10 protein-coding genes and 1 pseudogene are annotated in these 13,400 nt (G+C 72.7%); 6 read left to right on the top strand and 5 right to left on the bottom strand.

All coding sequences use genetic code 11. The features are described from left to right. Positions 1-13 precede the first annotated feature (13 nt). Positions 14-1,033, top strand: a complete 1,020-nt coding sequence (gene cydB, locus ABZV94_RS00160; RefSeq protein WP_356335538.1) for a cytochrome d ubiquinol oxidase subunit II — start codon at positions 14-16, stop codon at positions 1,031-1,033. A 61-nt stretch (positions 1,034-1,094) separates the two neighbouring features. Continuing rightward, positions 1,095-4,637: a thiol reductant ABC exporter subunit CydD gene (gene cydD, locus ABZV94_RS00155; RefSeq protein ID WP_356335536.1), complete on the top strand. Its 3,543-nt coding sequence runs from the start codon at positions 1,095-1,097 to the stop codon at positions 4,635-4,637. A 109-nt stretch (positions 4,638-4,746) separates the two neighbouring features. Here cydD and ABZV94_RS00150 read toward each other — a convergent pair whose 3' ends face one another. The 5 genes and pseudogenes from ABZV94_RS00150 to ABZV94_RS00130 form a co-directional block, all read right to left on the bottom strand. Next, entirely contained in the window at positions 4,747-5,619 is an 873-nt protein-coding gene (locus tag ABZV94_RS00150; protein ID WP_356335534.1) for a Cof-type HAD-IIB family hydrolase, read from the bottom strand. A 102-nt stretch (positions 5,620-5,721) separates the two neighbouring features. Next, positions 5,722-6,624 (bottom strand): LLM class flavin-dependent oxidoreductase, encoded by a 903-nt coding sequence (locus ABZV94_RS00145; RefSeq protein ID WP_356335533.1) that lies wholly within the window; start codon positions 6,622-6,624, stop codon positions 5,722-5,724. Between the two features lie 229 nt (positions 6,625-6,853). Next, positions 6,854-7,402, bottom strand: coding sequence for an RNA 2'-phosphotransferase (locus ABZV94_RS00140; RefSeq protein ID WP_356335531.1), 549 nt, complete (start codon positions 7,400-7,402; stop codon positions 6,854-6,856). Positions 7,403-7,548: 146 nt separating this feature from the next. Continuing rightward, complete coding sequence (locus ABZV94_RS00135) at positions 7,549-9,303, bottom strand: SDR family oxidoreductase (RefSeq protein WP_356335529.1); 1,755 nt, start codon at positions 9,301-9,303, stop codon at positions 7,549-7,551. Then, positions 9,300-9,548, bottom strand: a pseudogene (locus ABZV94_RS00130) (Xaa-Pro aminopeptidase); the annotation flags it as partial. The gene ABZV94_RS00135 and the pseudogene ABZV94_RS00130, both read right to left, overlap by 4 nt. 275 nt (positions 9,549-9,823) lie before the next feature. Between ABZV94_RS00130 and ABZV94_RS00125 the strand changes: the two are divergent. From ABZV94_RS00125 to ABZV94_RS00110, 4 genes are read left to right on the top strand one after another with little or no spacing between them, the layout of a single operon-like run. Further along, complete coding sequence (locus ABZV94_RS00125) at positions 9,824-10,789, top strand: ABC transporter ATP-binding protein (protein WP_356335953.1); 966 nt, start codon at positions 9,824-9,826, stop codon at positions 10,787-10,789. Beyond that, the gene (locus ABZV94_RS00120) at positions 10,779-11,690 is read left to right on the top strand and encodes an ABC transporter permease (protein WP_356335527.1); all 912 of its coding nucleotides are present in this window, start codon (positions 10,779-10,781) and stop codon (positions 11,688-11,690) included. The genes ABZV94_RS00125 and ABZV94_RS00120 overlap by 11 nt, the downstream gene beginning before the upstream one ends. Beyond that, the gene (locus ABZV94_RS00115) at positions 11,687-12,598 is read left to right on the top strand and encodes an ABC transporter ATP-binding protein (RefSeq protein ID WP_356335524.1); all 912 of its coding nucleotides are present in this window, start codon (positions 11,687-11,689) and stop codon (positions 12,596-12,598) included. Before ABZV94_RS00120 ends, ABZV94_RS00115 begins: the two co-directional genes overlap by 4 nt. A 10-nt stretch (positions 12,599-12,608) precedes the next feature. Continuing rightward, positions 12,609-13,328, top strand: coding sequence for an ABC transporter permease (locus ABZV94_RS00110; protein ID WP_103813629.1), 720 nt, complete (start codon positions 12,609-12,611; stop codon positions 13,326-13,328). Positions 13,329-13,400: the final 72 nt, after the last annotated feature.

The raw sequence follows: 13,400 nt of genomic DNA, 5'->3' as shown, positions 1-13,400 counted from the left end.
CGAGGGAACAGTCATGGAACTTCACGACGTCTGGTTCGTCCTGATCGCCGTCCTGTGGACCGGCTACTTCTTCCTGGAGGGATTCGACTTCGGGGTCGGCATCCTCACCAAGCTGCTGGCCCGCAACCGGCCCGAGCGCCGGGTGCTGATCAACACCATCGGCCCGGTCTGGGACGGCAACGAGGTCTGGCTGCTCACCGCGGGCGGCGCGACCTTCGCCGCGTTCCCCGAGTGGTACGCCACCCTCTTCTCCGGCTTCTACCTGCCCCTGCTCCTCATCCTGGTCTGCCTGATCGTCCGGGGGGTCGCCTTCGAGTACCGGGCCAAGCGGCCGGAGGAGAACTGGCAGCGCAACTGGGAGACGGCGATCTTCTGGACCTCGCTGCTCCCGGCCTTCCTCTGGGGGGTCGCCTTCGGGAACATCGTGCGAGGGGTGAAGCTCGACCGGAACTTCGAGTACGTCGGCAGCATCGGAGACCTGCTCAACCCCTACGCCCTGCTCGGCGGTCTGGTGACGCTCACGCTGTTCACCTTCCATGGAGCGGTCTTCACCGCGCTCAAGACGGTCGGGGAGATCCGGGTGCGGGCCCGGAAGCTGGCCCGGTGGGTCGGTCTGGTCGCGGCCGTCGTGGCGCTCGCCTTCCTGTTGTGGACGCAGGCCGACAGTGGTGACGGCAAGAGTCTGGTGGCTCTGATCGTGGCCGTCGTCGCCCTGGTGGCGGCTCTCGTGGCCAACCAGGCCGGACGAGAGGGATGGTCGTTCGCCCTGTCGGGCGTCACCATCGTGGCGGTCGTGGCGATGCTCTTCCTGTCGCTCTTCCCGAACGTCATGCCGTCCACCCTGAACGCGGACTGGAGCCTGACGGTCACCAACGCCTCGTCGAGCCCGTACACCCTGAAGATCATGACGTGGTGCGCGGCGATCGCCACACCGCTCGTTCTGCTCTACCAAAGCTGGACCTACTGGGTCTTCCGCAAGCGGATCGGTACGCAGCACATCGCTCCTGACGCTGCGGCCGGCGCCGCGCACTGAGTCCGCCGAGGGTGCCGTTTCACGTGAAACAGCACCCTCGGTACCGAAGGGCCTGTTTCACGTGAAACCAATCGACCCCCGCCTCCTGCGCTACGCCCGCGCCACCCGTCTCTTCCTCGTCGCGGTCATCGCCCTGGGGGCCGTCGGCGCCGGTCTGGTCATCGCTCAGGCCATGCTTGTCGCCGAGATCGTCGTCGGAGCGTTCCAGCATGGCCAGTCGGTCGCCGAACTGCGCACTCCGCTGCTGTTGTTGGCCGCTGTGGCCGTCGGTCGGTCGATGGTCGCGTGGCTCACCGAACTAGCGGCCCATCGCGCCAGCGCGGCCGTGAAGTCGGAGTTGCGCGGGCGGCTGCTCGACCGTGCGGCGGCGCTCGGTCCGGGGTGGCTGAGCGGGCAACGGACCGGCTCGCTGGTCACCTTGGCCACGCGTGGGGTCGACGCCCTGGACGACTACTTCTCGCGCTACCTGCCGCAGTTGGGGCTCGCTGTGGTCGTGCCCGTGGCGGTGCTGGCCCGGATCGTCACCGAGGACTGGGTGTCCGCGGCGATCATCGTCTGCACCCTGCCGCTGATTCCGGTCTTCATGATGCTGATCGGCTGGGCCACCCAGTCCCGGATGGACCGTCAGTGGCGGTTGCTGTCCCGGTTGTCCGGCCACTTCCTGGACGTGGTCGCGGGACTGCCCACGCTGAAGGTGTTCGGCCGGGCCAAGGCACAGGCCGCGTCCATCCGGCGGATCACCGGGGAATACCGGCAGGCCACTCTGAGGACGCTGCGGATCGCCTTCCTCTCCTCGTTCGCGCTGGAGTTGCTGGCCACGCTGTCGGTCGCACTGGTCGCCGTGACGATCGGGATGCGGCTCGTCCACGGCGACATGGATCTCTCCATCGGTCTGATGATCCTCGTGCTGGCCCCCGAGGCGTATCTGCCGCTGCGGCAGGTGGGTGCGCAGTACCACGCGGCGGCGGAGGGGCTCGCCGCGGCGGAGGAGATCTTCACCGTGCTGGAGACGGCCGTGCCGGAGTCCGGCAGCGGTGCGGTGCCGACGGGCGGGCTGGCCTTCGAGGGGGTCACCGTCCGGTATCCGGGCCGCTCCTCGGATGCGGTGACCGATGTGTCGTTCACCGTCGGGCCTGGCGAGACCGTCGCGCTGGTCGGGCCGAGCGGGGTGGGCAAGTCGACGCTGCTGAGCGTGTTGCTGGGGTTCGTACGGCCCACCGAGGGGCGGGTGCGGATCGGGGGCGCGGATCTTGCCGGGCTCGATCTGGCGGAATGGCGGTCGCGGATCGCGTGGGTGCCGCAGAGGCCGCACCTGTACGCCGGGACGATCGCGGAGAACGTGCGGCTGGCTCGGCCTGACGCCGACGAGGATGCCGTGCGGCGGGCGTTGCGGGACGCGGGGGCGTGGGACTTTGTGGCGGCGCTGCCGGACGGGGCCGACACCGTGCTCGGGGAGGACGGGGCGGGGCTGTCGGCGGGCCAGCGGCAGCGGCTGGCGTTGGCCCGGGCGTTTCTCGCCGATCGGCCCGTGCTGCTGCTGGATGAGCCGACGGCTGCGCTGGACGGGGAGACCGAGGGGGAGGTCGTGGCCGCGGTGCGCAGGCTCGCGGCGGGGCGGACCGTGGTGCTCGTCGTGCACCGGCCTGCATTGCTGGGGGCGGCTGACCGGGTGGTACGGCTCGGTGGTGCCGGGGTTGTCTCGCCCCCGGGACGCAGTGGGCCCACCAGGGGACCCCTTCCCGTGGACCCCCGCCCTCGCCCAGCCGTCACCCGACTCGATGGGCCGGACGGTGAGCCGGCCGGGGACCGGCCCGGTGGGCTGGACGGCGGGCCGGAGCCGGAGCGGCGGGCCGGGGCCGGCGTGCTGCGGCGGGTCCGGGGGACGGGTGGCAAAAGGCGGGGGCGGTTGCTCGGGGCCCTGGTGCTGGGGAGTCTCGCGCTGGGGAGTGCCGTGGGGCTCATGGCGACCTCCGGCTGGCTCATCTCGCGGGCCTCTCAGCAGCCCCCGGTGCTGTACCTGATGGTGGCCGTGACCGCGACCCGGGCGTTCGGGATCGGGCGGGCGGTCTTCCGGTACGCCGAGCGGCTGGTGTCGCACGACGCCGTTCTGCGGATGCTGGCCGACACCCGTGTCGCGGTGTACCGGCGGCTGGAGCGCCTGGCTCCCGCAGGGCTGCGCGGCGCGCGACGCGGTGATCTGCTCACCCGGCTGGTCGCGGACGTGGACGCGCTCCAGGACTACTGGCTGCGCTGGCTGCTGCCCGCCGGAGTGGCCCTCGCCGTGTCCGCGGCCTCCGTCGGCTTCACGGCATGGCTGCTGCCCGAGGCCGGAGCCGTCCTCGCGGCCGGCCTGCTGGCGGCCGGTGCCGGTGTCCCCCTGCTGACCGCGACCGCGGCCCGGCGGACCGAGCGGCGGCTGGCACCCGCCAGGGGAGTGCTCGCGACCCGCGTGACCGACCTGCTCACCGGTATGGCCGAGCTGACCGTGGCCGGTGCGCTGCCGGCCCGTACCGACGCGGCCCGGCGGGCCGACGGCACCCTGACCCGGATCGCCGCGCGCGCCGCCGCCGTCACCGGGCTCGGGGACGGGCTCACCGCGCTGATCTCCGGGCTGACCGTCACGGCCACGGCGGCGTTCGGCGCCCAGGCGGTGGCGGCCGACCGGCTGAGCGGCGTGGCGATGGCCGTGGTCGTCCTGACCCCCCTGGCCGCCTTCGAGGCCGTACTGGGGCTGCCGCTCGCCGCGCGGTACCGGCAGCGGGTGCGGCGCAGCGCGGAGCGGGTGTACGAGGTCCTGGACGCCCCGGAGCCCGTGCGGGAGCCGGGCTCGCCCCGGCAGGCGCCCGCCTCGCCGTTCCCGCTGGTCGTCAGGGGCGTGGCCGCGCGGCACGCGGGACAGCGGCGCGAGGCGCTCGCCGGGCTGGACCTGACGCTGGAGGAGGGGCGCCGCGTGGCGGTGGTGGGGGCGTCCGGCTCCGGCAAGACGACCCTCGCCCAGGTGCTGCTGCGGTTCCTCGACCCGGAGGCGGGCTCGTACACGCTCGCCGGTGTGGACGCGTGCGCGCTGGACGGGGACGACGTACGGCGATTCGTGGGGCTGTGCGCGCAGGACGCGCATCTCTTCGACAGTTCGGTGCGTGAGAACCTGCTCCTGGCCAGGAAGGACGCCACCGAGGCCGACCTGCGCGGGGCGCTGGCCCGGGCCCGGCTGCTCGACTGGGTGGAGGCGCTGCCCGACGGCCTGGACACGCTGGTCGGCGAGCACGGGGCACGGCTGTCCGGCGGGCAGCGGCAGCGGCTGGCGCTGGCCCGCGCGCTGCTGGCGGGTTTCCCCGTGCTGGTCCTGGACGAGCCCGCCGAGCACCTGGATCTTCCGACGGCGGACGCGCTGACCGCCGATCTGCTGACCGCCACGGAGGGCCGTACGACACTGCTGATCACCCACCGGCTGGCGGGGCTCGACGCGGTGGACGAGGTGATCGTGCTGGACGCGGGCCGCGTGGTGCAGCGAGGACCGTACGAGCGGCTGCTCACCGAGGAGGGGCCGCTGCGGGAGATGGCGCGCCGGGAGGCCGAGGCGGAGTCGCTCGTGGGGGTGGGCTGACGCCCCCGGTGGCCGCCGGGGGCGGCGGGCCTCGTGCCGGGGCTGGGCGGAGCCGGCTGCGCGTGCCGGGTCCGTCGGCCTGCCGGGCGGCCGTGACCTGCGCGGAGCGCTACCGCACGCGGTCGGCGAGCAGGTGCTCGATCACCACCGCCACGCCGTCGTCGTTGTTGGCGACCGTGCGGCCCGAGGCGGCGGCGATGACGTCCGGGTGGGCGTTGCCCATCGCGTAGGACTGGCCGGCCCAGGTCAGCATCTCGACGTCGTTGGGCATGTCCCCGAAGGCCACGACCTCCTCGTGCGAGATGCCGCGCTCGGCGCAGCACAGGGCGAGGGTGCTGGCCTTGGACACGCCGGGGCCGCTGAGCTCCAGCAGGGCGCTGGGGCTGGACCGGGTCACGTTGGCGTGCTCGCCGACGGCCAGCCGGGCCAGGGTCAGGAACGCGTCGGGGTCGAGGGACGGGTGGTAGGCGAGGATCTTGAGCACGGGCTGGTCGGCGTCGGGGCCGTCGGGTGCGAGCAGCTTCTCGGCGGGCAGGAGATGGTCGGGTATCTCCATGTGCAGCTTGGGATAGTCCGGCTCCTGGTGGAAGCCGTACGTCTGCTCGACCGCGAACACCGTGCCGGGCGCCGCATCGCGCAGCAGCTGTACGGCCTTCAGCGCGTTGTCCCGGGCCAGCTCGCGGACCTTCACGAACCGGTGGGCGCCGGGCCCGCCGTGCAGGTCGACCACGGCGGCGCCGTTGCCGCAGATCGCCAGGCCGTGGCCGTGGACGTGGTCGCTCACCACGTCCATCCAGCGGGCCGGCCGGCCGGTGACGAAGAAGACCTCGATACCGGCCTCCTCGGCGGCGGCCAGCGCGGCGACGGTCCGTGGGGAGACCGACTTGTCGTCGCGCAGCAGAGTGCCGTCCAGGTCGGTGGCGATCAGCCGCGGCGGCAGGGCGGCGGCAGGGGTCCCGGGCTGTCTGGTCGCTGAGGTCACCCGGTCATTCTCACCCAGGCCTCCGCACGACCGTGCGGGAGTCCGCGCAGATGAGACACAGGCGACCCTCAGGGCCGCCGCCGCGGGCGGTCGGTCCGGGGGTCAGTCCAGCTGGGCGAGGGCTTCCATGGCGATCCGCTCGAAGACCTTCTCGTCGGCGGCGAAGTCGGAGTCCGGGACGGGCCAGTGGATCACGATCTCGGTGAAGCCCAGTTCCCGGTGCCGGCCGGCGAAGTCCACGAAGGCGTCCAGGGACGCGAGCGGCCGGGCGCGGTCCGGGGTGAAGCCGGTGAGCAGGACCTTGTCCAGCCCGGCGATGTCCCGCCCGGCGGCCTCGCAGGCCTCGGCCAGCTTGCCGATCTGACCGCGCAGGGCGGCGACGGACTGCTCCGGCGTGCCGGTCTCGTACAGCTTGGGATCACCGGTGGTCACCCACGCCTGGCCGTGGCGCGCGGCGAGCCGCAGGCCGCGCGGGCCGGTGGCGGCCACGGCGAAGGGAAGCCGGGGCCGCTGCACACAGCCCGGGATGTTCCGGGCCTCGTGCGCCGAGTAGAAACGGCCCTCGGACGACACCGCGTCCTCGGTGAGGAGCCGTTCGAGCAGGGGGACGAACTCGGCGAACCGGTCGGCGCGCTCCCGCGGGGTCCATGGCTCCTGGCCGAGGGCGGTGGCGTCGAAGCCGGTGCCGCCCGCGCCGATGCCGAGGGTGACCCGGCCGCCGGAGATGTCGTCCAGCGAGATGAGTTCCTTGGCGAGGGTCACCGGGTGGCGGAAGTTCGGCGAGGTGACCAGCGTGCCGAGGCGCAGCCGGTCGGTGGCCGCCGCGGCGGCCGTCAGCGTCGGGATCGCGCCGAACCAGGGGCCGTCCCGGAAGCTGCGCCAGGACAGGTGGTCGTAGGTGTACGCCGTGTGGAAGCCGAGCTGCTCGGCGCGCACCCAGGCCGAGCGGCCACCCTCGTGCCAGCGGCGGTACGGCAGGATCACGGTGCTCAGACGCAGACTCATGGGTCCGAGGTTAAGCGGCCCCGCTGACGACGGGCGAAACGGTCACCGTGTGCGGGCCGGTGCTCACGGAGCGCTCGGTGCGGGCCGGCGACAAGGGAGTGCCCGGCGCGGTCCAGCGGCGCAGAGGCTCACCGCACGGGTGCTCGCGGCCGGGGCGCTCGCGGTACGGAGGCTCAGCGCGCGCCGGCCGCATGGGCGCTCACGGCACAGCCGCTCGCCCCGCGGGCGCTCAGTGCGGGCCGGGGAAGCGGAGGTAGCGCGGCGGCACGGTCGCGGTCAGCCAGACGCCGTTGGCGCTGATGTGGAAGACATGGCCGTCGCGGTGCATCGCGCCGGAGTCCACGGACAGCACCACGGGCCTGCCCCGGCGGGCGCCGACGCGGGTGGCGGTCTCCCGGTCGGCGGAGAGGTGCACGGCGTGCCGGTTCATGGGACGCAGGCCCTCCGCGCGGATCGCGTCCAGGTGGCGGGCGACCGTGCCGTGGTACAGGTACGGCGGTGGGGTCGCCGGGGGCAGGCCGAGGTCGACGTCGATGCTGTGGCCCTGGCTGGCGCGGATCCTGCCGTCCTCGACGGCGAAACGCCGTTTGTCGTTCGCGGCGACCACGTGGTCCAGCTCCTCGCGGGTGACCGCGAACCCGTGGGCGGCGGCCGCGGCGAGCAGCGTGTCGATCTCCACCCAGCCGCCCGGGTCCGGCGTGATCCCGATCCTTCCGGGCTGGTGGCGCAGGTGTCTGGAGAGGTACTTCGACACCTTCACGGTGCGGCGTTCGTCCATGGGTCCAGCGTGCGGGAGAGACGCGGATCACGCAGGTTGTTTTCGCTCCGAGGTTTGATCCACAACCAAGTGCGGTTATCCACAGGGGAATTGGCGAAGCTGTGGACAACTGGCGTGCTCGGTGCGGCATTCGGCACCCCCACGCGTCACCACCTCGGTTCCACCCGCGCGATCCGCCGCAGCAGCCCCGGAGCGAAGCGGGACAACAGGCGGGCGCCGCGGGCCTCCGGGGTCACCGGGGCCACCGCCTTGTCGCCGGCCACCGCGTCCAGGATCGCGCCGGCCACCTTCTCCGGTGGGTAGTTGCGCAGACCGTACAGGCGGGCCGCCCTGCGCCGGCGGCGGCGTTGTTCCTCCTCGTCGACACCGGCGAAGCGGGCCGTGGAGGTGATGCCGGTGTTGACGAACCCCGGGCAGACCGCCGTGACGCCGATGTTCCGGGCGGCCAGCTCGGCGCGCAGGCACTCGGAGAGCATCAGGACCGCGGCCTTGGAGGTGCTGTAGGCGGGCAGTGCGCGCGAGGGCTGGTAGGCGGCGGCCGAGGCCACGTTGACGATGTGGCCGCCCTGGTCGCGCTCGGCCATCCGCGCGCCGAAGAGCCGGCAGCCGTGGATCACTCCCCACAGGTTCACGTCCAGCACCTTGCGCCAGTCGTCGGGCGTCGTGGCGAAGAAGGAGCCCGACAGACCGATGCCCGCGTTGTTGACCAGCACGTCCAGCACGCCGTACGCCTGGTGGACCTTCTCCGCGAGCTTCTCCATGGCCTGCTCGTCGGAGACGTCGGCCGGCTCGGCCCAGGCCTCGGGCGCGCCGGCCCGCCGGGACAGCTCGGCGGTGCGGGCGGCGGCCTCGGCGTCGCGGTCGACGGCGATCACGCGCGCGCCCGCCTCGGCGAAGGCGAGCGCCGTGGCCCTGCCGATCCCGCCGCCCGCGCCGGTGACCAGCACCAGCCGGCCGGCGAACCGGTCGGCGTGGCGCCCGGTGGGCCGCGGGGCGGGACGGCCGCCCTCGACGGCGGTCGCGAACTCCTCGATCCAGGCGGCCACCTGGTCGGGACGCGTGCGCGGGACCCAGTGCCCGGCCGGGAGCGTGCGGCGGGTCAGCCGGGGCACCCACCGGTCCAGGTCGTCGTACAGCCGCTCGGAGAGGAACGCGTCGTCCTCGGGGACGATGAGCTGCACGGGCGCGTGCGCGTACGCGTCCGGGCGCGGCCTGCGCAGCCGCGCGCGGACGTTGTCCCGGTACAGCCAGGCGCCGTGCGCGGCGTCCTCGGACAGCGAGGCGGTCGGGTAGTCGCCGCCGGTGACCCGCTCGGCCCGCTCCAGGATCTTCGGCCAGCGCTTGCCGAGGGGGCCGCGCCAGGCCAGTTCCGGCAGGGCCGGGGTGTGCAGCAGGTACACGTACCAGGACTTGGCGCCCTGGCCGAGGAGCTGGCCCGCCCTGCGGGGCGTGGGGCGCTTCACGCGCGCGTCGATCCAGTGCCCGAAGTGGTCGAGGGACGGCCCGGAGATCGAGGTGAAGGAGGCGATGCGGCCCTGGGTGCGGCCCACCGTGACGAACTCCCAGGACTGCACCGAGCCCCAGTCGTGCCCGACGAGGTGCACCGGCCGGTCCGGGCTGACCGCGTCCGCGACGGCCAGGAAGTCGTCGGTGAGCTTGGCCAGGGTGAAGCCGCCGCGCAGCGGCCGGGGTGCCGTGGAGCGGCCGTGGCCCCGGACGTCGTAGAGGACGACGTGGAAGCGGTCGGCGAGCCGTACGGCGACCCGGGACCAGACCTCCTTGCTGTCGGGGTAGCCGTGCACGAGCATCACCGTCGGCCGGCCGGGGTCGCCCAGCTCGGCCACGCACAGCTCGACCCCGCCCGTGCGCACCCAGCGCTCGCGTGCACCCTTCAAGGTCACTTCCCCTCCGCCCAGCGCCGCGTGTGCGGCGGATCGTCGTCCAGCCGGAACGTGCTCTTTCCGGGGTCCCGGGAGCCGGTGACCACCAGGATCTCCTCGAACTGCGCGCCCGTCCCCCGCAAGCCGAGGCGGCGGTCAGGGAAGCGGTACGGCGACCACGGCGGCGACCAGCGGCACTGCCGCACCCGGTCCACCTCGGGGGCGGTCACTCCGCAGGGGGAGGCGCGGTGCCGGTTGGCGTAGCCCGGCGGGCCCTGGACCGGGCCCCGGAAACCGCGCAGCCTGGCCCAGTGCTCCCTGGCCGCCGCCGTCGCCATGCCACCCCGCCCACCATCGCGGTACGTGTCCGTAACCTGACACCGCAGAATCTGGCACTTGTTAGATCCGGCGTCAACAGGCGCTCCGTACCTCTCAAGGAGGGGGCCCCTTACGGAACCCCTACACCTGGAGGCTGACGCCAAGACGGCCCTTCGGTCTGACGACGGACGTGGTCCGCGTCACTACCGTCGACGACGTGACTGTGATCGCGACCGAAAGCCTGAGCAAGCGGTTCCCCCGGGTGACCGCGCTCGACCGGCTGTCCGTGGACATCGGAGCCGGTGTGACCGGACTCGTCGGGGCCAATGGCGCCGGCAAGTCCACCCTGATCAAGATCCTGCTGGGGCTGTCCCCCGCCACGGAGGGCCACGCCGAGGTGCTCGGCCTGGACGTCGCCACCAAGGGCGCCGCCATCCGCGAGCGCGTCGGGTACATGCCGGAGCACGACTGCCTGCCGCCCGACGTCTCGGCCACCGAGTTCGTCGTCCACATGGCCCGCATGTCCGGCCTGCCGCCGGCCGCCGCCCGCGAGCGCACCGCCGACACCCTGCGCCACGTCGGGCTGTACGAGGAGCGGTACCGCCCCATCGGCGGCTACTCGACCGGCATGAAGCAGCGGGTGAAGCTCGCCCAGGCGCTGGTGCACGACCCCCAGCTGGTCTTCCTCGACGAGCCGACCAACGGCCTCGACCCGGTCGGCCGCGACGAGATGCTCGGCCTGATCCGCCGCATCCACACCGACTTCGGCATCTCGGTCCTCGTCACCTCGCACCTGCTCGGCGAGCTGGAACGCACCTGCGACCACGTCGTCGTCATCGACGGCGGCAAGCTCCTGCGCTCCAGCTCCACCACCGACTTCACCCAGACCACGACCACCCTCGCGATCGAGGTCACCGACAGCGAAACCCACCCGGACGGCACCCGCGCGGTCCGCGACGCGCTCCACGCGCGCGGTGTGGACACGCACGCGGAGGCCGGCGGCCTGCCCGGCGCCGGACACATCCTGCTGCTGACCGCCACGGGCGACGAGACCTACGACCTCGTCCGGGACGTGGTCGCCGACCTCGGCCTCGGCCTGGTCCGCATGGAGCAGCGCCGGCACCACATCTCCGAGGTGTTCACCAGCAGCGACGAACAGCGGAAGGAGGCCGTCGGCCATGGCGGTTGAGCAGCCCACGCCGGCGATGGCCGGCGCCGACCAGTCCCGCATCCACGACATCGGCTACCGCGGCTACGACGGCCCCCGCCTCGGCCGCGCCTACGCCCGCCGCTCGCTCTACTCGCAGTCCCTGCGCGGCGCCTACGGCCTCGGCCGCTCGGTGAAGTCCAAGGTGCTGCCGATGCTGCTGTTCGCGGTGATGTGCGTGCCCGCGGCCATCATGGTGGCCGTCGCCGTCGCCACCAAGGCGCACGAACTGCCGGTGTCCTACACCCGGTACGCGATCATCATGCAGGCCGTGATCAGCCTGTACGTCGCCTCCCAGGCGCCCCAGGCGGTCTCCCGCGACCTGCGCTTCAAGACCGTGCCGCTGTACTTCTCGCGGCCCATCGAGACCGCCGACTACGTCCGCGCCAAGTTCGCGGCGCTCGCCTCGGCGCTGTTCATCCTGACCGCCGCACCGCTCGTCGTGCTCTACGTGGGTGCGCTGCTGGCCAAGCTGGACTTCGCCGACCAGACCAAGGGATTCGCCGAAGGACTCGTCTCCGTGGCCCTGCTCTCACTGCTCTTCTCCGGCATCGGCCTGGTCATCGCCGCGTTCACGCCGCGCCGCGGCTTCGGCATCGCCGCCGTGATCGCCGTACTGACCATCTCCTACGGCGCGGTCACCACGCTCCAGGCCATCGCCGATACCCAGGGCAGCACCGGCGCCATCCCGTGGATCGGCCTGTTCTCGCCGGTCACGCTCATCGACGGGGTGCAGTCGGCGTTCCTGGGCGCGACCACCCGGGCCCCCGGCGGGGTCGACCCGAGCACCGCCCAGGGCCTGGTCCACGTCCTCGTCGTCCTCGGACTCATCACGGCCTGCTACGGCCTCCTGGTGCGGCGCTACACGAAGGTGGGCCTGTGACCACACTCAGCATCGACCACGTCTCCCGCTGGTTCGGCAACGTGGTCGCCGTCAACGACATCACCATGACCATCGGCCCCGGCGTCACCGGTCTGCTCGGCCCCAACGGCGCCGGGAAGTCCACCCTCATCAACATGATGGGCGGCTTCCTCGCCCCCTCCACCGGCACGGTCACCCTCGACGGACAGCCGGTGTGGCGCAACGAGGAGATCTACCGGCACATCGGCATCGTCCCCGAGCGGGAGGCGATGTACGACTTCCTCACCGGCCGTGAATTCGTCGTCGCCAACGCCGAACTGCACGGCCTCGGCGACAAGGCCGCCCAGCGCGCCCTCGCCACGGTCGAGATGGAGTACGCCCAGGACCGGAAGATCTCCACGTACTCCAAGGGCATGCGGCAGCGCGTGAAGATGGCCAGCGCCCTGGTCCACGATCCGTCGCTGCTCCTGCTGGACGAGCCGTTCAACGGCATGGACCCGCGCCAGCGCATGCAGCTCATGGACCTGCTGCGCAAGATGGGCGACGAGGGCCGCACGGTGCTGTTCTCCTCGCACATCCTCGAAGAGGTCGAGCAGCTCGCCCGGCACATCGAGGTCGTCGTCGCCGGACGGCACGCGGCCAGCGGTGACTTCCGCAGGATCCGCCGCCTGATGACCGACCGCCCGCACCGCTACCTGGTCCGCTCCAGCGACGACCGGGCCCTCGCGGCGGCGCTGATCGCCGATCCGTCGACGGCCGGCATCGAGGTCGACCACGCCGAGGGCGCCCTGCGCGTCCAGGCCGTCGACTTCGGCCGCTTCACCGCCCTGCTGCCGAAGGTCGCCAGGGACCACGGCATCCGGCTCCTCACGGTCTCGCCGTCCGACGAGTCCCTGGAGTCCGTCTTCTCGTACCTGGTCGCGGCGTAGGAGGCCGAAGATGTACGACCCCACCGTCGCCCGGCTCACCTACCGGGCCCTGCTCGGCCGCCGCCGGGCCCTCATCCTCGGCGCGCTGCCGCTGCTGCTCATCGTGATCTCCGTGGCCGTCCGCGCCCTGACCGGAGCCGACGACCAGACGGCCTCGGACGTCCTCGGCGGCTTCGCGCTCGCCACCATGGTGCCGATCATCGGTGTCATCGCGGGAACCGGCGCGATCGGCCCGGAGATCGACGACGGCTCCGTCGTCTACCTGCTGTCCAAGCCGCTCAAGCGTCCCACGATCATCTTCACCAAGCTGATCGTCGCCATCGCCGTCACCATGGTCTTCTCGGCGGTGCCGACCCTGATCGCCGGCCTGATCCTGAACGGCAACGGCCAGCAGATCGCGGTCGCCTACACGGTCGCCGCGCTCGTCTCCTCCATCGCCTACTCGGCGCTGTTCCTGCTCCTGGGCACCGTCTCCCGGCACGCGGTGGTCTTCGGGCTCGTCTACGCCCTGGTCTGGGAGGCGCTGTTCGGCTCCCTGGTGCCGGGCGCGCGCACGCTGAGCGTCCAGCAGTGGTCGCTGGCCGTCGCCCACAAGATGGCCGGAGGGGATCTGGTCACCTCCGAGGTGGGCCTGCCGACGGCCACCGTGCTGCTGGTGGCGGTCACCGTCCTGGCCACCTGGTACGCCGGCCAGAAGCTGCGGTCGCTGACGCTGGCGGGCGAGGAGTGACGAGTCCCGGCCTTGACGGGGCCTTCACCCCCGCGCGGGCACACTGGGCTGAGCGGACGCACGGCTGGGAGG

The organism is Streptomyces sp. NPDC004658, from assembly GCF_040609555.1.
Classification (GTDB): domain Bacteria; phylum Actinomycetota; class Actinomycetes; order Streptomycetales; family Streptomycetaceae; genus Streptomyces.
The sequence above is the reverse complement of the archived record's forward strand: the minus strand, read 5'-3'. Positions and strand labels throughout refer to the sequence as shown.

Excerpts from the sequence above, each read along its gene's own strand:
- ABZV94_RS00145 (WP_356335533.1), bottom strand. The coding sequence starts at position 6,624 with ATGAGTCTGCGTCTGAGCACCGTGATCCTGCCGTACCGCCGCTGGCAC.
- ABZV94_RS00140 (WP_356335531.1), bottom strand. The coding sequence starts at position 7,402 with ATGGACGAACGCCGCACCGTGAAGGTGTCGAAGTACCTCTCCAGACAC.
- ABZV94_RS00110 (WP_103813629.1), top strand. The coding sequence starts at position 12,609 with ATGTACGACCCCACCGTCGCCCGGCTCACCTACCGGGCCCTGCTCGGC.
- cydB (WP_356335538.1), top strand. The coding sequence starts at position 14 with ATGGAACTTCACGACGTCTGGTTCGTCCTGATCGCCGTCCTGTGGACC.
- ABZV94_RS00120 (WP_356335527.1), top strand. The coding sequence starts at position 10,779 with ATGGCGGTTGAGCAGCCCACGCCGGCGATGGCCGGCGCCGACCAGTCC.